Source organism: Pseudomonas sp. S3_A09 (assembly GCF_054668065.1).
The window spans coordinates 36,640-55,429 of the sequence record NZ_CP162752.1 but is presented as its reverse complement, the minus strand read 5'-3'; the positions used below and the strand labels follow the sequence as shown (position 1 = coordinate 55,429).

The 18,790-nt window shown below is 62.8% G+C and carries 18 protein-coding genes and 2 pseudogenes; 12 read left to right on the top strand and 8 right to left on the bottom strand.

The genetic code is table 11. The features are described 5' to 3' along the window. Positions 1-11 precede the first annotated feature (11 nt). Positions 12-800: an AraC family transcriptional regulator gene (locus AB4N92_RS00255; protein WP_010209679.1), complete on the bottom strand. Its 789-nt coding sequence runs from the start codon at positions 798-800 to the stop codon at positions 12-14. Positions 801-886: 86 nt separating this feature from the next. On the opposite strand from AB4N92_RS00255, the gene AB4N92_RS00250 reads away from it, so the two are divergent. The 3 genes from AB4N92_RS00250 (at position 887) to AB4N92_RS00240 (ending at position 3,639) form a co-directional block, all read left to right on the top strand. Continuing rightward, the gene (locus tag AB4N92_RS00250) at positions 887-1,885 is read left to right on the top strand and encodes a bile acid:sodium symporter family protein (RefSeq protein WP_010209680.1); all 999 of its coding nucleotides are present in this window, start codon (positions 887-889) and stop codon (positions 1,883-1,885) included. An 86-nt stretch (positions 1,886-1,971) separates the two neighbouring features. Next, entirely contained in the window at positions 1,972-2,331 is a 360-nt protein-coding gene (locus AB4N92_RS00245) for a type 1 fimbrial protein (RefSeq protein WP_010209681.1), read from the top strand. Positions 2,332-2,454: 123 nt separating this feature from the next. Next, on the top strand, positions 2,455-3,639 hold the full coding sequence (locus AB4N92_RS00240; RefSeq protein WP_045791943.1) for a sugar transporter: 1,185 nt from the start codon (positions 2,455-2,457) through the stop codon (positions 3,637-3,639). Between the two features lie 21 nt (positions 3,640-3,660). On the opposite strand, the pseudogene AB4N92_RS00235 reads toward AB4N92_RS00240, so the two are convergent. Continuing rightward, a pseudogene (locus tag AB4N92_RS00235) lies at positions 3,661-3,735 on the bottom strand (transcriptional regulator); the annotation flags it as partial. A gap of 117 nt (positions 3,736-3,852) precedes the next feature. Here AB4N92_RS00235 and aqpZ point away from each other — a divergent pair. Beyond that, a complete protein-coding gene (gene aqpZ, locus AB4N92_RS00230) occupies positions 3,853-4,620 on the top strand; it encodes an aquaporin Z (protein WP_010209685.1) in 768 nt (255 codons plus the stop codon). On the opposite strand, the pseudogene AB4N92_RS00225 reads toward aqpZ, so the two are convergent. Further along, positions 4,550-4,763: pseudogene (locus AB4N92_RS00225) on the bottom strand (NAD(P)/FAD-dependent oxidoreductase); the annotation flags it as partial. The gene aqpZ and the pseudogene AB4N92_RS00225 sit on opposite strands and share 71 nt — an antisense overlap. 10 nt (positions 4,764-4,773) lie before the next feature. On the opposite strand from AB4N92_RS00225, the gene AB4N92_RS00220 reads away from it, so the two are divergent. Next, a complete protein-coding gene (locus AB4N92_RS00220; protein WP_316250889.1) occupies positions 4,774-4,947 on the top strand; it encodes a hypothetical protein in 174 nt (57 codons plus the stop codon). Between the two features lie 69 nt (positions 4,948-5,016). Here the strand turns inward: AB4N92_RS00220 and AB4N92_RS00215 are convergent, their stop codons facing one another. Further along, positions 5,017-5,961 (bottom strand): aliphatic sulfonate ABC transporter substrate-binding protein, encoded by a 945-nt coding sequence (locus tag AB4N92_RS00215; RefSeq protein ID WP_236267585.1) that lies wholly within the window; start codon positions 5,959-5,961, stop codon positions 5,017-5,019. Between the two features lie 245 nt (positions 5,962-6,206). On the opposite strand from AB4N92_RS00215, the gene AB4N92_RS00210 reads away from it, so the two are divergent. From AB4N92_RS00210 to AB4N92_RS00190, 5 genes are read left to right on the top strand one after another with little or no spacing between them, the layout of a single operon-like run. Then, complete coding sequence (locus tag AB4N92_RS00210; protein ID WP_021492729.1) at positions 6,207-7,145, top strand: aliphatic sulfonate ABC transporter substrate-binding protein; 939 nt, start codon at positions 6,207-6,209, stop codon at positions 7,143-7,145. Beyond that, positions 7,142-8,467 (top strand): LLM class flavin-dependent oxidoreductase, encoded by a 1,326-nt coding sequence (locus AB4N92_RS00205; protein ID WP_236267584.1) that lies wholly within the window; start codon positions 7,142-7,144, stop codon positions 8,465-8,467. The genes AB4N92_RS00210 and AB4N92_RS00205 overlap by 4 nt, the downstream gene beginning before the upstream one ends. 53 nt (positions 8,468-8,520) lie before the next feature. Next, positions 8,521-9,579, top strand: a complete 1,059-nt coding sequence (locus AB4N92_RS00200; RefSeq protein WP_042572167.1) for an ABC transporter substrate-binding protein — start codon at positions 8,521-8,523, stop codon at positions 9,577-9,579. Then, positions 9,566-10,555 (top strand): ABC transporter permease, encoded by a 990-nt coding sequence (locus AB4N92_RS00195; RefSeq protein ID WP_045791946.1) that lies wholly within the window; start codon positions 9,566-9,568, stop codon positions 10,553-10,555. The genes AB4N92_RS00200 and AB4N92_RS00195 overlap by 14 nt, the downstream gene beginning before the upstream one ends. After that, on the top strand, positions 10,549-11,337 hold the full coding sequence (locus AB4N92_RS00190; RefSeq protein ID WP_010209699.1) for an ABC transporter ATP-binding protein: 789 nt from the start codon (positions 10,549-10,551) through the stop codon (positions 11,335-11,337). Before AB4N92_RS00195 ends, AB4N92_RS00190 begins: the two co-directional genes overlap by 7 nt. 155 nt (positions 11,338-11,492) lie before the next feature. Here AB4N92_RS00190 and AB4N92_RS00185 read toward each other — a convergent pair whose 3' ends face one another. Together AB4N92_RS00185 and AB4N92_RS00180 are read right to left on the bottom strand one after the other, a co-directional pair. Next, entirely contained in the window at positions 11,493-11,879 is a 387-nt protein-coding gene (locus tag AB4N92_RS00185) for a hypothetical protein (RefSeq protein WP_010209701.1), read from the bottom strand. Between the two features lie 145 nt (positions 11,880-12,024). Then, entirely contained in the window at positions 12,025-12,747 is a 723-nt protein-coding gene (locus tag AB4N92_RS00180; protein ID WP_010209706.1) for a pirin family protein, read from the bottom strand. Positions 12,748-12,927: 180 nt separating this feature from the next. Between AB4N92_RS00180 and AB4N92_RS00175 the strand changes: the two genes are divergently transcribed. Beyond that, positions 12,928-13,878 carry a GlxA family transcriptional regulator gene (locus AB4N92_RS00175; RefSeq protein ID WP_045791949.1) on the top strand — a complete coding sequence of 317 codons (951 nt, stop codon included), beginning with the start codon at positions 12,928-12,930 and terminating at the stop codon, positions 13,876-13,878. A gap of 95 nt (positions 13,879-13,973) precedes the next feature. Then, positions 13,974-15,497: a winged helix-turn-helix domain-containing protein gene (locus AB4N92_RS00170; protein ID WP_045791950.1), complete on the top strand. Its 1,524-nt coding sequence runs from the start codon at positions 13,974-13,976 to the stop codon at positions 15,495-15,497. On the opposite strand, the gene AB4N92_RS00165 is transcribed toward AB4N92_RS00170, so the two are convergent. After that, positions 15,444-18,206, bottom strand: coding sequence for an ATP-binding protein (locus tag AB4N92_RS00165; protein ID WP_236267582.1), 2,763 nt, complete (start codon positions 18,204-18,206; stop codon positions 15,444-15,446). The genes AB4N92_RS00170 and AB4N92_RS00165 overlap by 54 nt on opposite strands. A 58-nt stretch (positions 18,207-18,264) precedes the next feature. Continuing rightward, on the bottom strand, positions 18,265-18,663 hold the full coding sequence (locus AB4N92_RS00160) for a helix-turn-helix domain-containing protein (RefSeq protein WP_010209711.1): 399 nt from the start codon (positions 18,661-18,663) through the stop codon (positions 18,265-18,267). Positions 18,664-18,790 lie beyond the last annotated feature (127 nt).

Below are 18,790 nucleotides of genomic sequence, written 5' to 3'. Positions count from 1 at the left end.
CGAAGGCCTGCCTAGCGGAAGAACTCCCCCGGCGTCGCCTCGAACTGCTGGCGAAACGCGTTGATAAACGCCGAGGTGGATTCATACCCACAGGCCAGCGCCACATCCGTCACGCGCTCGCCCTGCTCCAGGGCGGGCAGGGCAGTCAGCAATCGCAAACGCTGGCGCCACGCCCGAAAGGTCAGCCCGGTATCACTCAGAAACAACCGGCTGAGGGTCTTCTCGCTCACGCCCAGCTTCTGGCTCCACTGACTCAATGTGGTTTGCTGTTCCGGGCGCAGGTTCAAGCTGCGGTAGATGTGGCGCAAACGCGGGTCCAGGGGCAGCGGTAGCATCAGATCCACCTGAGGCGCCGCCGCCAGTTGGTCCAGCACCACCTGGGCCAAGCGCCCATCCGGCCCATCCTCGGCATACTCCACCGGCAGTTCGCTGAAGCTGCGGATCAATTCCCGCAGCAAACTGCTCACCTCCAGCACATGACAGCGTTCGACCGCCCAGGCGGTGACGCTGCAATCCAGGTACAAGCTGCGCATTTCCGTGTGGGGCGAACTGAACACGCGGTGCGGCACACCTGCCGGGATCCACACCGCACGCTGAGGCGGTGCGACGAAGCGGCCGACGCTGGTCTGGATCTCCAGCACCCCGGAAATCGCGTAGGACAATTGCACCCACGGGTGGCTGTGCCGGCGGGTCAGCGCACGATTGGGCAAGGATTCGGTGCGCCCGTACACCGGCCGCGGCAGGCTGGAAAGCCCAGGCACACTGCGGCGGACGGTCTTGTCATGTCCTTTAGGCGGCATTTAGTGGCTCATTGGCGTTAGTCGGTAACAAGGCGTTACGTTAGAGTCGCGACGACGCTCTTGGCAACCCCCGGAAGATCCTGCTTATGACTCGCCCCCGTTTTCTGCCTGACAACTTCACCCTGACCCTGATCGCCACGGTGATCCTCGCTTCCCTGCTGCCCGCCAGCGGCCAGACTGCCGTAGCCTTCGGCTGGGTCACCAACCTGGCGATTGCGTTGCTGTTCTTCCTGCACGGCGCCAAGCTGTCGCGCCAGGCCATCGTCGCCGGTGCCGGCCACTGGCGCCTGCATCTGCTGGTGTTCAGCCTGACCTTTGTGCTGTTTCCACTGCTGGGCCTGGCGCTCAAGCCACTGCTGTCGCCGCTGATTGGTAAAGACCTGTACATGGGCATGCTTTACCTCTGTGCTTTGCCGGCCACGGTGCAATCGGCGATTGCCTTCACCTCCCTGGCGCGGGGCAATATCCCGGCGGCGATTTGCAGTGCGGCGGCGTCCAGCCTGTTCGGGATCTTCCTTACGCCGTTGCTGGTGACGCTGCTGCTCAACGTACACGGCGAGGGTGGGTCTACCGTCGACGCGATCCTGAAAATCAGCGTGCAATTGCTGTTGCCGTTCATCGCCGGGCAGATCGCCCGTCGTTGGATCGGCGAATGGGTTGGCCGCAATAAATCCTGGCTGAAGTTCGTCGACCAGGGCTCGATCCTGCTGGTGGTGTACGGTGCCTTCAGCGAAGCGGTCAACGAAGGCATCTGGCATCAGATCCCGCTATGGGAACTGGGCGGACTGGTGGTGGCGTGCTGCGTGTTGCTGGCCTTGGTGCTGGTGGCCTCGACCGTGCTGGGCAAGGCCTTCGGCTTCAACCAGGAAGACCGCATCACCATTCTGTTCTGCGGTTCGAAGAAGAGCCTGGCGACGGGCGTGCCAATGGCCCAAGTGTTGTTCGCCGGAGCGACCATGGGCGTGCTGATCCTGCCGCTTATGCTGTTCCACCAGATCCAGCTGATGGTCTGCGCGGCGCTGGCACAGCGTTATGCCAAGCGTGCGGAAAGCATTCCGGAAATGATGGGGCAGGTGGATCCTTGAACTACGTCACAGCGTTTGCCGAATAAACTCAAGTAAGCGGCGGGCCCGACGACTACCTTCTTAACCACCCAAGAAGGAGCGTCGACATGAACGTTAAGCGTTTTTCACTGATGACCGGCGTTCTTGCGGTATGGGCGGGGGCTTGCATGGCGGGATCCTCTGGCGTCATTCAGTTTCACGGCAGTGTTGTCGAGCCCAGTTGTCATGCGGCGTCGCCGGGTGGGTCGACGCTGGAACTCAAGGGCTGCCCGCAGGCCCTGCGTAGCAGCCATTTCGAGGTGCGGCCGGTGCGCACGGTGAAGGCAGTGGGCAACGCCCAGGCTGACGTCAAGTTAGTGGCCGACAGCAATGATGGGCGCTATTACGACCAGCGGTATGTACTGGTGGATGCCCTCGGCAAACCCATTCAATCGGGGGCCTACGTGGTCACCCTGACCGCGCCGTGACGCCACCGAGGTTGTTTTGAGCTGGATCGGCGTCAACAGCCGCGCCAGAAACCTATAGAATGCTCGGCGGCGGCGCTTGTCCTGGGTGGCCGCTTGATCACCGTCAGAGTACCGCGCCGTTCAATGAGCCTTTCAGCCGCAACGCCCCAAGCCAATTGGCAACCGGTCATCGCCCTCGCGTTGGCCGCCTTTGTGTTCAACACCACCGAATTCGTGCCCGTCGGGCTGCTCAGCGCCATCGGCGCCAGCTTCGACATGCCTGTGTCCAGCGTCGGGTTGATGCTCACCATCTACGCCTGGATCGTGTCGCTGACCTCGCTGCCGGTCATGCTGCTGACCCGTAACGTTGAACGGCGCAAACTGCTGATCGTGCTTTTTTGCATGTTTATCGTCAGTCACATCCTTTCCAGCGTCGCTACCAGCTTTGGCATCCTGATGCTCAGTCGCATCGGCATCGCCTTGTCCCATGCCTTGTTCTGGTCGATCACCGCATCGCTGGCCGTTCGCCTGGCACCGGAAGGCAAGCAGGTGCAAGCCCTCGGCCTGCTGGCTACCGGTACTTCCCTGGCGATGGTGCTGGGTATTCCGCTGGGCCGCCTGCTCGGCGAAGCCATGGGCTGGCGCACGACGTTCCTGGTAATTGGCGCCTTCGCCGCTGCCCTGGTGTTCTGGCTGGCGCGCACCTTGCCGCTGCTGCCGAGCCAGAACTCCGGCTCCTTGCGCAGCCTGCCGCTGTTGTTCAAGCGCCCGGCGCTGGTGGCGTTGTACGTGCTCACCGCCATTACCGTGACCGCGCAATTCACCGCCTACAGCTACATCGAGCCCTTCGTCGAAGGCGTCGCCGGCATGAGCGGCAGCGCGGTGACCCTGATCCTGCTGGTGTTCGGCGGCGCCGGCATCATCGGCTCGCTGTTGTTCAGCCTGGTGCACCGCTTCAACCCGCATGTGTTCGTGGTCGGCGCGGTATTCATTCTCGCCGCGTGCCTGGCGCTGCTGCTGCCGTTGAGCGGTGCAGAATCCTACCTGGTGGTGCTGAGTGTGTTCTGGGGCATGGCGATCATGGGCTTCGGCCTGGCGATGCAATCCAAGGTGCTGGTGCTGGCCCCGGATGCCACCGACGTGGCCATGGCGATGTTCTCCGGCATCTACAACATCGGCATCGGCGGCGGCGCCCTGGTGGGCAGTTGGGTCGGCAGCCAGTTCGGCTTCGCCTGGATCGGCGCGGCGGGCGGGTTGCTGGCGGCGCTGGCGTTGATTGGGTATTGCCTGGCGATCCGCCGGTTTGGGCAGGGTGTGGCGCGAGCCTGAGTCAAACTCCCGCGCCACCGTCAATGCATTCAACGCATGCACCGGGCCATTGTGAATGGCCCTCAACAGCGCTTTGGCCGGCCCTGTCGGTTCCCTCCAGACGTTAAACGTTCAAAAGCAGTAATCCAGACAAGTCTTACACAGCAATTTGATACCCATTGCTACCGTCGCCCAAGACCGCCCACGGCCTGTGGTGACGGCACTTGAACAGCAATGGAGTCGATTGTGCAAAAACGTTTGACCGCCGAGTTTATCGGTACTTTCTGGCTGACGTTCGGCGGCTGTGGCAGCGCCATCCTGGCGGCGGCTTTCCCGGAACTGGGCATTGGGTTTGTCGGCGTTTCGCTGGCGTTCGGGCTCACGGTGCTGACCATGGCCTATGCGGTAGGCGGAATATCCGGTGGGCATTTCAACCCGGCCGTCACTCTTGGCTTGTGGGCGGGTCGCCGTGTAGCGGCCGGTGAAGTGCTGCCGTACATCGCGGCGCAGGTTGCCGGTGCGATTGGCGCTTCTGCGGCGTTATACCTGATTGCCAACGGGCAGCCGGATTTTGCAATAGGTGGCTTTGCCGCCAACGGTTATGGCCCATTGAGCCCTGGCCTCTTTGACATGAAGGCCGCGCTGCTTGCGGAATGCATCGCCACGTTCTTTTTCTTGTTCATCATCATGCGCGTGACCTCGTCGGGCGCTGTGCCTGGCTTTGCACCCATTGCGATTGGCCTGGCGCTGACCTTGATTCACCTGGTGCTGATCCCGGTGACCAATACTTCGGTGAACCCTGCACGCAGCACCGGGCCGGCGTTGTTTGCCGGGGGCGAGTACCTTGCGCAGCTTTGGCTGTTCTGGCTGGCGCCGATGGTCGGCGGGGTGATGGGAGCGTTGGCGGCGCGTTCGTTGGGTGAGCGCGACAAATCAGCGGGTCCGCCGCAGCCAGCGCCACCGTGCGATCAGCGGCGGGTGGGTAGATCCACACCGTGTTGATCTGACCGCTTGAGGTCCTTGGCTTCCTGGCCAACCAGCTTCATCTGGCGGTCCCAACCTTCGGTGAACACGGCGCCCCAGGCGCCGAGGTCGAGGCAGGTCACGTATTTGGGCTGGCTGTAGGTCATCGGCGCGACGCGCAACCGTTGGCTGATGCCGTTTTTGGCCAACCTGCTGCAACGCCCGGTGGTGCGCAGCCTGTCACCGGAGGTCTCGGCGCTGGGCGCGGCGCATCTGGCGGGAAGGGCGTTGGGGGTGCGCGACAGCCAACCACTCTCCAACTGTTGCGCCGCGGTCCACCTGTGGGAGCTGGCTTGCCTGCGATAGCGGTAGATCAGCAATGGGCAAAGCGGCCGACCCACCGCTTTCGCCACCGGATCTATCCTTGTTCCGCCCTCAAGGTTTCCAGGTCTGTACATCCTTGGCGTCCACGGCCTTGGGCAATAAGCCCGCCTTGAAGAAGGCATCGGCGATTTTCTGCTGTTCGCCCAATTGATCGATCGTCACTGGCTGCACTTGATAGCTGCGGTGCGCATTGGCTGCTTCAACCGTCGCTACATCCAGGTTGCCCCACAGCGGGCCAAGTACTTTGGCCGCGTCTTGCGGGTGGGTTTTCACCCACTGGCCGGTCTTTTCCAGTTGTGCGTACACCACTTTCAACACGTCCGGGTGGGCCTTGGCGTACGGCGTGCCGGTGAGGTAGTAGCGCTTGTAGCTGGCCAGCCCCGCGCCGTCCGCCAGGGTACGTGTTGGCAGTTGGCGCTGCACGCTGGTGAGGAAGGGTTCCCAGGTGACCCACGCGTCCACCTTGTCGTTCTCGAACGCTGCGCGACCGTCGGCGGGGGACAGGTAGGCCGGTGTGATATCCGAAAATTCCAGGCCCGTCTGGGCCAACGCGGCAATCAACAAGTAGTGGGTGCCCGCCGCCTTGGTCACGGCGATTTTCTTGCCTTTGAGGTCCGCCAGTTGCTGGATCGGCGAGTCCTTGCGCACCATGATGGCCTGGGCTGAAGGCGAGGGGGCTTCCTGGGCGAAGTAGGTGAGCTTGGCCTGCGCAGCCTGGGCGAAGAGCGGCACGGTGTCGGCCACGTCGGCACTGATGTCGACGTTGCCCACGTTCAACGCTTCGAGCAGGGGCAGGCCACTGGGGAACTCATGCCAGCTCACGTCGATGTTGTCGGCCTTGAGGGCTTTTTCCAGGGTGCCCTGGGTTTTCAGCAGGGTGATCAGGGTCGAGGATTTCTGGTAACCGATGCGCACAGTTTCCTGGGCCTCGGCGCTGACCGCAACGGAGAAGGCCAGCAACCCTGCTACCGCAGCGAGGGGACGACGTATGGACATGGCACGCTCGATTTTTGACGAAACAGTATTGAGCTTAAAGTTCTAAAAACTATTCGTTAAATACTTTTTCGATCTGAACTTAGGACGCTTTTTCCACCTGCCTATGAATTGAGCATAACCATAGAATTATAAGATTCTTTCATCATCTCCAATCATTAATATAATCGAATCAACTTTGCTGCCAGGCCTTAAGCGGTTTTTTGGCATATGCAGTTCTCTTCGTTTCTTCCTCGCCAAGGCCTCCCATGACGTTTAAAAAACTAATCGTTGCCGCCAGCCTGCTGTTCGCCGCGACCGCGGCCCATGCCGAGCAAACCCTGGACATCAGCTATCAGCGCTCATCCACCCTGTGGATCCTGCTCAAGCAAAATGGCCACTTGGAGCAGCGCCTCAAGCCCCTGGGCTTCACGGTGAACTGGCACGAGTTCAGCACTGGCTTGCTCAGCTCGCTGAACGCCGGCAGCGTCGACCTGCACGCCGACGTGGCCGACGCCTTTGCGCTGTTCACCCAGGCTGCCGATGCACCGTTGACCTACTACGCCCAGGAAAACTCATCGTCGAGTGCCCAGGCGATCATCGTCCAGGATCAATCGCCGATCCACAGCATCGCCGACCTCAAGGGCAAGACCGTCGCCGTGTCCAAGGGCTCTGGCAGCCATTACCTGCTGATATCCGCGCTGAGAAAAGCTGGCTTGACCCTGGCCGATATTACCCCGCGCTACCTGGAAGCCCCGGACGGCGGCGCCGCCTTCGCCAATGGCAGCGTGGACGCCTGGGTGATCTGGGACCCGTTCCTCGCCACCCAACAGCTGGATCACCACGTGCGTGTCATCGCCGACGGCAAGGACGGCCTGGCCGACTACAACCGTTTCTACTTGGCGACCACGCGATTCGCCAAGGCCCACCCGGACGTGTTGCAGGTGACCTTCGATACCCTGCGCGAGACCGGCCAATGGGCGAAGGCCCATCCCAAGGAAGCTGCCGAGATCCTCGGCCCGCTGTGGGGCAATATCGCCCCGGCTACAGTGGAGCGCGCCAATAGCCGCCGCAGCTACGACATCATCCCGGTGAAGGTGGAAAACCTCGCCGAGCAACAGCGCATCGCCGACACCTACTACGCCGCCAAGTTGATTCCCAAGCCGTTGAAGGTCAGCGCCATCACCGTGTGGACACCCAAGCCATGAGCCGCCAAATCCATTTATCCGCGTTTTTGTTGAGTGGGCCGGTGGTGCACAGCCATGCGGTGTGGCGCCACCCTGAAACCGTTGGCAATTACCTCGATCCCGAGTACTACGCGCGGGTCGCCAAGGTGGTGGAGGAGGGGCTGTTCGACTTCCTGTTCTTCGCCGATCGCCTGGCCGTGGGTGATCAGATGGGCGGCTCCCGCGAGTTCGCCTTGCGCTACGGCGCCCAGGACGCCACGCGCCTGGACCCGTTGCCGATCCTCTCTTACCTGGTCGGCAAGACCAGTAAGCTGGGCCTGGGCGCGACGCGTTCCACCACCTATTACGAACCGGCGCACATCGCCCGTGAATTCGCCACCCTCGACCACCTGTCCAAGGGGCGGGCGGCGTGGAATATCGTCACCTCGATGAACGACAGCGAAGGGCGTCTGTTCGGCAAGGACAAGCACCTTGAACACGACCTGCGGTATGACCGCGCCGATGAGTTTGTCGAAGTCGCACTGAAGCTCTGGAACAGCTGGGGCAATGGCGCGCTGAAACTGGATCGCAAAAGCGGCGTGCTGGCGGACCCGGAGTTGATCCGTTCGGTGCAGCATCAGGGCGAGTGGTTCAGGGTTGAAGGCCCGTTGAATATTCCGCGCACGCCCCAGGGTCGGCCGGTGCTGATCCAGGCCGGTTCTTCCGGGCGTGGCCGGCGCTTTGGCGCGCGTTGGGCCGAGGCGATTTTCACGATTCATCCGCACTTGGCGGCCATGCGTGCGTTTCGCGATGACGTGCGTGCGCAGGTGGTGCAGCAAGGCCGTGAGGCTGACAGTTGCAAGGTGCTGACGGCGGTGATGCCGTTCATTGGTGGCAGCGAAGCGCAAGCCCGCGCCAAGCGCGATCAACACAACGCGCTGGCACGGCCGGAGCTGGGGCTGGTGACCCTGGCGTCGCAGCTGAATGTAGACCTGTCGCCATTCCCGCTTTGCGCGACGCTGGCCGAGATCGCCCAGTCGCCGCTGATCCACCCGGCCGCCGCTGAAAAGCTGTTGATGCAAGGGCCGGAAACCACCCTCGAACAGCTCGGGCGCATCTTCGCCAGCAGCGTGCGCGTACCGCAATTAGTAGGCACGGGCGCGCAAGTGGCCGAGCAGTTGGCCGAGCTGTTCGAACAGGGCGGTTGCGACGGGTTTGTGATCTCTCCGGGGTATTTGCCGGGTTCGTTCACCGAGTTTGTCGAGAGCGTGAACCCGCATTTGCAGCGCAAGGGGCTGTTCCGCACCGCTTACGAAGGGTCGACGTTGCGTGAGCACCTGGGTCTCTCCGAGCTTACTGGCTGAAACGAAAAGCTCGCTCCTACACACCGCACTACCGCACATAAAGGGATTCTTCTGTGGCTATATTCGATCATTTGACCCGCCGCCGCCTGCTCGGCCTGGCCGGCATCACTGTGGCCAGCCTGTCGCTGCCACGCTTGGGCGTTGCCGCCGACGAACATGCCGGTCACAACACTGCCCAGGAGCCCGCAGGCACCGGTGAGTTCATCCGCCTCGACGCACCGCGCAAGCTGAAACTGGCGGTCAACCTCAACGCCGTGTGCCTGGCGCCAGTGGTGATCGCCCATGGCCAGGGGTTTTTCACAAAGCACAATCTGGACGTAGAGCTGGTCAACTTCGGCAACTCCACCGAAGTGCTGCTGGAGGCCATCGCCACCGGTAAAGCCGACGCGGGCGTGGGCATGGCATTGCGTTGGCTCAAGGCGCTGGAGCAGGGTTTCGATGTGAAGCTCACCGCCGGCACCCACGGCGGCTGCCTGCGTTTGCTCAGTGCCGTGAACGGCGCTGTGGCCAAGCTGGAGGACCTCAAGGGCAAGGCCATCGGTGTGACCGACATGGCCAGCCCGGATCGCAATTTCTTCTCGATCCTGCTGAAAAAACACGGTGTGGACCCGGTGCGCGATGTGGAGTGGCGCCTGTATCCCGCCGACTTGCTGGGCACTGCGCTGGAGCGTGGCGAAGTGCAGGCAGTGAGCGGCAGTGACCCGTTCATGTACCGCCTGATCAAGTCTGGCGTGGCGCGTGAACTGTCTACCAATCTGGTAGAGGAATACGCCAACCTCAGCTGCTGCGTGGTCGGCGTCACCGGCAAACTGGTGCGTGAAGACAAGCGCGTGGTCGCGGCCTTGACCCAGGCGATCCTCGAAGCCCACGACTATTCCGTGCAGCACCCGGAAGAAGTTGCCAAAGGCTTCCAGGCCCATGCATTGAATACGTCGATAGAGGAAGTGCAGGCGATCCTCCACGACCACACCCACGGTCACCACGCGGTGGGCGCGGCATTGACCAGGGAAATCCTCACCTACGTCACCGACTTGAAAACCGTCGAAGTGATCAGCAAGAGCACTGACCCGGTGGAGTTTGCCAAGGAGATCACCGCCGATGTCTTCAGCTGATGCGACAACCCTGAACCCGTCCCTGGCGTTCAAAGTCCGGTGGCAAGGCGTGGCGGTGGTTGGGGCCTGGCTGGCCGTCGCGCTGCTGATCAGCTTCTGGCCCAACGCGACGCGTAATTGGCCGATGACCCAAGGCCTGGCCAACCTGTGTGTGGGTATTGCGGGGCTGTACGTCGTGTTGAGCCTGTTGGGGCGCACGGTATCCAAGCTTGGCCAGCGCTTGCGCAATGCCGGTCCTTGGCTGATCGCCTTACCGGTGCTGCTCGGGGGCTGGGAGCTGTTGACCGCCAAACTGGCACTGTTGCCGGTGCCGTTTTTTGCGCCGCCCCAGGCGTTGCTGGCGGTGTATATCGAAGACTACGCGCGCCTGGCCGACAGCCTGTTGCACTCGGCATTGCTGCTAGGCTCGGGCGTGGCGCTGGGGACGATCACCGGGTTTATCGCCGGGGTGGCGATCGGGTGGTCCACGCGCATCGGTTACTGGCTGCACCCGGTGTTGCGCATCCTCGGGCCGGTGCCGTCGACGGCGTTGTTGCCGCTGTGCTTTTTTCTGTTTCCCAGCAGTTGGAGTGCCAGTGTATTTCTGATCGCCCTGGCCACCTGGTTTCCGGTCACGGTGCTGACCTGGTCTGGCGTGGCGAGTGTGGACAAAGCCTATTACGACGTAGCCCGTACCCTTGGTGCCAAGCAGGCTTTTCTGATTTTCAAGGTGGCGATTCCCGCAGCGTTGCCGCATGTATTCGTCGGCCTGTTCATGGGCCTGGGGGCGTCGTTTTCGACCCTGGTGGTGGCAGAAATGATGGGCGTCAAATCCGGCATCGGCTGGTACCTGCAATGGGCCCAGGGCTGGGCCGCCTACGCCAATATGTACGCCGCCTTGCTGATCATGGCGCTCGCTTGTTCGGGGTTGATCACCGGGTTGTTCCTGGTGCGTGACCGGTTGTTGGCCTGGCAGAAAGGATCTATGAAATGGTAGCCCTGGCACACGCAGTATCGGCGTCGGAAAGTTTGGCGCTGCGGATAGAAAACCTGAGCCATGGTTTTGCCCTGGACGGCCAGCATCTGCCGGTGCTGGAGCGGGTTTCGTTGGACGTGGCGCCGGGCGAGTTCGTGGCGTTGCTCGGGCCTTCGGGGTGTGGCAAGTCAACCTTGCTGCGCTTGGTGGCCGGCCTGGAGCCCGCGGACTCCGGCCGCTTGCTGGCCGACGGTGAGGCGATCACCGGCCCGGACCCCAGCCGTGTGGTGGTGTTCCAGGACCCGACGCTCTACCCGTGGCGCCGTGTATGGGACAACGTCGCTGTTGGCCTGGAAGCCCAGGGCCTGCTTAAGACCCATGCGGCCAAGGTTGATGAAGCCCTGGAAAAAGTCGGCCTCAGCCAGTTCGCCCGCGCCTATCCCCGGCAGTTGTCGGGTGGCATGGCGCAGCGAGTGGCTTTGGCCCGTGCACTGGTCAATCAACCACGCCTGCTGATCCTCGATGAGCCGTTGGGCAAGCTCGACTCCCTGACCCGTATCACCCTGCAAAAGGAGCTGATCGACTTGTGGCAGCGCCAGGGCTATACGGCTTTGTTGGTGACTCACGATGTGGAAGAAGCCTTGCTGCTGGCCAATCGCGTGATTGTCTTCAGCGATCGCCCCGCCAGGATCCAGGCACAACTGACGATCGACCGCGCGTACCCCCGGCACCGCGACGATCCTTACCTGGTGGACCTGCGACGGCAGATTCTGGGCCTGCTGGGGTTGGGTGAAAACTGGTAGCCGACGGCGCTACTGTGTAGGCCCTACCTGTGCGCATCGAAGCGCGGCAAAAGATCGGCAAGGCGGTGCAGGGGGCAGCCGCGACCTGCATTAATCACAGGCGAAAAAAAACCGGCTGATCAGGCCGGTTTGGGGTTCCCGCCAGCAGCGCGGGGTTAAACGTTGTTGCCTTGCAAGCGATCAGCACCGCCTTCAGCCAGGCCACGTTCCTGCAGACGATCAGCACCGCCTTCAGCCAGGCCACGTTCCTGCAGACGATCAGCACCGCCTTCAGCCAGGCCACGTTCCTGCAGACGATCAGCCCCGCCTTCCGCCAGGCCACGTTCTTGCAGACGATCAGCACCACCTTCGGCGATACGACGTTCCAGCAGGCGGTCCGAACCGTTTTCGGCAACGCGGTTACCTTGCAGGCGGTCCGAGCCACCCTCTGCGACACGATTTTCGATCAGGCGATCCGAGCCGCCTTCAGCAACGACAGGGTGAGCAAATGCGTTTGCAGCGAGTACCGAGAAAGCGAGGCTAAGCAAGATTTGGCGTTTCATGAGGGTGTGCTCCGAGTGTTTTAGTTGGGTTGTTGCTGGTATGGGGTTGATGTTACGCGTTGCATTTTTTAAGAGAACTTCATTGGGCTGATGGTGACTATCGACGTCAGCGATGGCTCGTTCCGCCGAGCCATCGCAGGGCCGGTCAAGGCATCTGCGGCAGTTCCTGCGGGCGCAGGTCGAACACCAGCACCTCGGCGTCTTCGCCGTGGCCCAGGCGGATCTGCCGTTCATCCCGCACACGGGCACCGTCGCCTTCCTGCAAGCGTTGGCCGTTGACTTCAACGCTGCCTCGGGCCACATGGATGTACACATGCCGATCGGGCGCCAGGTCCAAGGTTGCGGCCTCGTCGCCGTTGAACAGCCCGGCGTACACCCGTGCGTCCTGGCGCACGCTGAGGGAGCCATCGCTGCCGTCCGGCGAGATGATCAACTGCAGGCGCCCACGTTTCTGCGCCTCGCTGAAGTGCTCCTGCTGATAGCGCGGTTCGGCGCCGGCTTGATTCGGCACGATCCAGATCTGCAGGAAGTGCACACCACGGGTCTGGCTGTGGTTGAACTCGCTGTGGGCCACGCCGCTGCCGGCACTCATCAGTTGCACATCACCTGGGCGGATCACCGAGCCCGTGCCCAGGGTGTCTTTGTGTTCCAGCGCGCCTTCCAGCACATAGGAGAAGATCTCCATGTCGCGGTGCGGGTGCTGGCCGAAACCTTTGCCGGCCGCGACGCGGTCATCGTTGATCACCAGCAGGTCGGAAAAGCCTTGTTCTTTCGGGTTCCAGTAGTTGGCGAACGAGAAGGTGTGGAACGACTTCAACCAACCGTGATTGGCGGCGCCGCGTTCGGAAGCTTTGCGAAGGGTCAGCATGGTTTTGTCCTCAAGTGGGAGCGGGCTGCGACATGCAGGGCTCCGGCGTTGAGAAGAAGGTTAATGGTTACTGAAACATTCATTAAGAAGATGAAAACTGAATAACTGTCTCTCGTGAGTTGACAGTGGTGGACGTGCCATAATGCCGTCCGCACTCCTTGACGATGGATCCTCCCCGATATGAAAACCGTGGCCATGGCGCTGTTTCCGGACTTCCTCCTGCTCGACATGGCCGGGCCGCTGGAAGTATTTTCGATTGCCAATCGCTACCTGCCGGCGGCGGAGCACTACCGGATCCTCACCCTCGGCACCGAGCCCGGCCCGCTGCGTGCCTCCAATGGCGTAGCGGTGCAGACTGATCTGTTACTGGACCAGGCCCAGGACGCCTATGACCTGTTGCTGGTGCCCGGTGGTCCCGGTGCCTACAACGAATGCCACCCCGCGTTGCTGCCCTGGCTCAAGGCAGCAGCCCCGCGGGCGCGGCGCTTCGGTTCTATCTGCACCGGGGCCTTTGTGCTTGGGCATGCCGGACTGCTGGACAATCACCGCGTGACCACCCATTGGCACTACACCGAGCGGCTGATCAAGGCGTTCCCCAAGGCTATTGTCGAAACTGATCGTATCTATTTGCAGGACGGTCGCTTGATCACCTCGGGCGGCGTTACGGCCGGTATCGACCTGGCACTGTCGGTGGTGGCCCAGGACCACGGCAAGCAAGTCGCGGTGGACGTGGCCAAGGTGCTGCTGGTGGTGATGAAGCGCCAGGGCGGGCAAGCCCAGTTCAGCCCGATGACGGCGGCGGTTGCGCCTCAAGAAACCGCGATTACCCGTGTGCAGAACCATGTGCTCGAACATCTGTGCCAACCCTTCACCATCGAGTCCATGGCCGCGTTGGCTGGCATGAGTGCGCGGCATTTTGCGCGGCTGTTCGCCAAGGAGGTGCAGATGACGCCCATGGCGTTCCTGCAAGGCGCGCGCATCGACCGCGCCCGGCAGTTGCTGGAAACCACTGACCTGCCGCTCAAGACCGTGGCGTTCCACGCAGGCTTCGGCAGCGTGCGGCATATGCGCTTTTTGTTCAGCGAGAAACTGGGCCTGAACCCGACCCAATACCGACAACAGTTCAGTTAACGACAGAATGTCCGTGTTGCGCACCCGAATGTCCGTGTCGCTCCCCGTGCCAGCATTGTCCTGCCATCCCCAGGTGGCAAGATAGCGTCAGGCCCATGGAAAAGGATGCGCAGACGCCCAAGGCCGGGCGTTTCAGCGCTTTTACACGCATGAATAACCCTCAGGCGATTGACATTAATGGCACGCAGCGCTTCGGCGCTTATGTCTTTCACCGGCAACAGCGGCGGGTCAGCAAGGCTGGCTGGCCGGTGCCCTTGGGGGGACGTGCGCTGGATATCCTCACGGTGTTGCTAGAAACACCCGGGCAATTTATCAGCAAGGCGACGTTGATCGAGCGGGTCTGGCCGAACAGCGTGGTGGAGGAGAACAACCTGCGCGTGCACATCGCAGCACTGCGCCGTGCCCTCGATGGGCAGCGCTATATCCTCAACGACCCCCAGCGTGGCTATTGCTTCGCAGTCAAGCTGCAGGAAGGGCTGCCAGCCACGTTGCCCCGCCACAATCTGAGCGCACGGCTCAGCGCGGTGATGGGCTGCGAGGCATTGCTGGGTGTACTGGTGCGGCGTCTGTCCGGGCTGCAGTTGATGACGCTCACCGGCTGCGCCGGCGTCGGCAAGAGCACCCTGGCCCTGGCGTTGGCCGAACGCGTATTGCCGCGCTACCGGGATGGCGTGTGGTGGGTCGACCTGGCCACCGTCGAGGCGCCGGTGGCCATGCTGCGCCACCTGGCCACGGCATTGCATCTGGAGCCCATCGCCAGTGCCACCGAGCTGGGCCATCAATTGGCCTCCCGCCAGCTCTTGCTGGTGCTGGATGGCGCCGACCTGCTGCTGGGCGCGTGCCGGCACCTGGTGCGGGTGCTGCGCGAAAAAGCGCCCCAGGTCAGCGTGCTGGTCAGCAGCCGTGAAGCCCTGCATGTCGCGGGCGAGTGGGTGCAACGCGTGCCCCGGTTGGCAGTGCCTGCACCGTCGGCGCTGGGCAGTGTTGAGCAGGCGATGGCGTATCCGGCCGTGCAGTTGTTTGCGGCGCGGGCAAGCGCCGGTCAGCAGGGGTTTGTGCTGCGGCCCCAGGACCTGGCGCCGCTGCGCGATATCTGCCGGCGCCTTGATGGCATCCCACTGGCCCTTGAACTGGCCGCCGCCCAGGTCGATGCGCTCGGCGTGCGCGGCTTGCAGCAGCAACTGAGCAAAGGCTTGCAGGTGCTGACCCGCGGCCGGCGTACGGCGGTGGAACGCCATCAATCCCTGACTGCCGCCCTGGACTGGACCTACCAACGCCTGAGCCTGCCGGAGCGCTGGCTGTTCCTGCAGTTGAGTTTGTTCAAGATGGCCGTGACCTTGCCCACCTTGAGCAAGCTGGTCAGCGGGACTGAATTGGAGCACGCTGACCTGTCGTACCTGCTGGGGCGCTTGGTTGATACCTCGCTGCTAAGCCTTGAACCTGGCCCGGGCCTTGCGCGCTACCGCCTGCTCAACTGCGTGCGCAGCTATGCCCTGGCGCAGCTGCGTGACCCGGAGCAGGTGGCGCGCTTGCAGCAGGGTTATGGGCATTACCTGGGGCCGTTTTCAGGCCGGCCGTTTGTCCTGCAACTCGTCGAGCAGGCGGCGTACGCGGACTAGGTCAGGGGTGGCAAAACCTTCAGTGAACCGCGCGTAAATCGAGCCCAGCAAGTCCCGTGCAGCCTCTAGACGGCCTTGGGACTGCCACACACCCGCCAGTGACGTTGCACAGCGCAATTCCCAGGCCAGCGCGCCTTGCTGGTGCGCCAGGCCCAGGGCCTCCAGCAACAGTGCTTCGGCTGCGTGGGCATCGGTCATGCTTTCGGCGTGTACCCGCAGGATTTCCGGGGTGCACCAGCCCGCGTCGCCGGCGCGGGCACGGTCGAACCCGGGCGCGTCCACGGCGTGGGAACCCAGCGTGACGAGGATGTCCTCGATCAACCCCAGGCCTTGCAGGTCCTTGTGCCCGAGGATTCCCGCGTAGTGGCCTGCCCAGGTCTTGAATAACTGCACCGAATGCTTGTGGGCGTGTTCCAACAGCAACGCCTGCAGGGTTTGGGCGGCGTCTTCGTCACCGTTGTAGCGGGCGATGACCACGCCCGCCAGGGCCAGGGTGTAACAGATTGAGGTGCCATGATTGATCTGCTGCGCCAACCCCAGCGCTTGGCTGGCGGTGCGCCAGGCTTGCTCGGGAAAGCCTTGCAACCACAGGATTCGCGCCAGCACCGTGAGTGAGGCGACGCTCTGGTCGTATTGCACACCGATGCCGTGGGCAAACCGGTTGAGGTGGCCACTGTGCGCCATGCGTTGGATCACTTGCTCGGCATTGTGCCGGGCGAGTGCCTGGTTGCCGTTGTAGTGCTGGGCCAGTACGCGCAAGCGCTGGGCGCTGATGTCCAGTTGCGGGTCGGTGCGTGGGTCGAGACGATCGAACTGCAGACTGTGCGCCAGCGCCTGGCGATACTGGCCAGCACACAGGTTCACCGCCATATGCCCGGAAACCGCACGCAATTGCCCTGGGACATCTTCGCTCGCGTCGGCCAAACGCCGTGCACTGACAAACGCGGCAATGGTCTGCGGGGCACCGCCCATGGCGTGATAGGACAGGCTGCCCAGCGCCAACTGCAGTTGCATCGTCAAACGGGGGCAGGGCGAGACGGCCTGGTCCATCAACGCCAGCGCCTTGTCCACGTACAAGCGGTGTTCCCTGAGCAACGACAACTCTTGCCACAGTGGCATTGCGCTGACCGTCAAGCGAATCGCCAGCAGGTGTTCGCCCTCCTGCGCGAGCCCCCAGTCGAGGGCCGAGCGGATATCTTCACGCAGCGGTGCATAGCGGTCGATCCAGGCTTGAGTGGCGACCGACTCCCAATCCTCGCGCGCCTGTTCCATCAGCGCCAGGCAGCGCTCGACGTGGCGGTCGCGGGTGGCGTCCAGTTCTTGGGCAACGCTAAGCTTTTCCAGGGCGTAGGTGCGGGTGATGTCCAGCAGGCGATAGACCATCTCGTCATCACCGGCTTCTACATTGAGCAACGACTTGGCAACCAATTGCGTGATCGAGGCCAGCACCTCGGTCGGCGCGACCTGTCCCCCGGCAATCACCGCCGCCGCGCTGGCCAGGCTGAACCCGCCGCGAAACACGGCCAGGCGACGCAGGCAGATCTGCTCGCAGGCCGTGAGCAGTTCAAAGCTCCAGTCCAGCGTGGCCCGCAGGGTTTGATGGCGGGGCAGGGCACTGCGCCGACCGCGGGTCAGCAAACGGAAGTTGTCCTCCATTTGCACCAGTAGACCTGGCAAGCCAAAGCGTTCGATCTGCGCCGCCACCAACTCGATCGCCAGGGGAATGCCGTCCAGGCGCTGGCAGATATCGATCGCCAGCGGCAGTTCGGCGTCGCTCAGTTCAAAGCTGTCCTGGTGGGACATGGCCCGTTCGATCAACAATTGCAGGGCCGGATAGCCCAACGCCTGGGCGCGGTTGCCGGCGGCCGGCGGGCAGGCCAGGGGCTCCAGGCGCTGCACGTACTCACCTTCGGCGCGCAGTGCCTCGCGGCTGGTCGCCAGGATATGCAGCCTCGGCGCGTGGCGTAGCAGGGTTTCGCTGATCAGGGCGATGTCGTCCAGCAGGTGCTCGCAGTTATCGATCACCAGCAGCACCTGGCGTTCCTGCAGGCTGCGGGCGAACGCGACCAGGGGCTCATGCTCAGTGTGGGTGAGGTCGAGCAGCGCTGCGAGGTTGGGCAAGATCATCGACGGCGCACTCAGCGGCGCCAGGTCCAGAAAACGTATGCCGTCGCGGTAATGCCCGATCAGCAGTTCCGCCACCCGCAGCGCGACAGTGGTCTTGCCGATCCCGCCGGCGCCGGTGAGGGTGATAAAGCGCTGTTCGGGCAGTTGCTGCACCAGGCTGTCGATCAGGGCCTGGCGCCCGAGCATCCGGGTACGGCGCAGCGGCAGGTTGTGGCACGTGCCTTGCGGGGCGCCCTCGGTGGGTAGCGTCATCGGTTCGATGCTCAGTGGCGCAACAAAACTGTAGCCGCGCTGGGCGACGGTCACGATATAGCGCTGCCCGGCCTGGCCATCGCCCAAGGCCTTGCGCAACGCCGCCATATGCACCCGCAGGTTGCCGTCTTCCACCACACTTTTGGGCCAGACGCGGGCGATCAATTCCTGCTTGCTCACGACATTGCCGGCCTGTTCGAGCAGGATCAGCAGGATCTCCACTGCGCGCCGCCCCAGGCGCAACGGGCGACCGGCCTCCAGCACCAGGCGCTGGCGCGGGTGGATGCGATAGGGGCCGAAATGCACAGCCTGGTCGCTGAGGTCACTCATGGAAGGCCATGCTCGAAAAGGACAGAGCGGCCAGCATATTCCAGGTAAGCACCGACCACTAGGCTGCGATCACTTGAGGCTTATGGCGTAAGTAGCGATTTCGCCAGGTCATGGGATTGACGCCTTCGCTGCGGGTGAACATATGGCAAAAGTGCGCTTGGTCGCAAAACCCGCATTCCAGGCTGATTTGCGTCAGGCTCAGGGATGAACTGGTGATCAGTTCCTTGGCCCGTTGGATGCGCTGTTGACGGATCCACTCCTGCGGCGACAACCCGGTGGTGCACTTGAACGCACGGGAGAAATGGCTGCGTGACAACGCGCAGGCCTGGGCCAGGTCGGCAATGGCCAGGCTTTCGCCGAGGTTGGCCAGGATCAGTTGCTTGGCGATGCGCTCGCGCCGAGGGCACAGGCCTCCGGTGGCGGACAGACGAGGGGCATATTGCTCGAGTCGGGCCATGACAAATATCCGCAGTCGATGGGAGCGTTCCCGGTGGATGGATGCAGTGTAGACGGGGCCCATCTTGTTGCCGGACCATCCGGCTGACGAGTTAATCGTTGTTAATTTCGCCAGGTGCCGAGCTGGA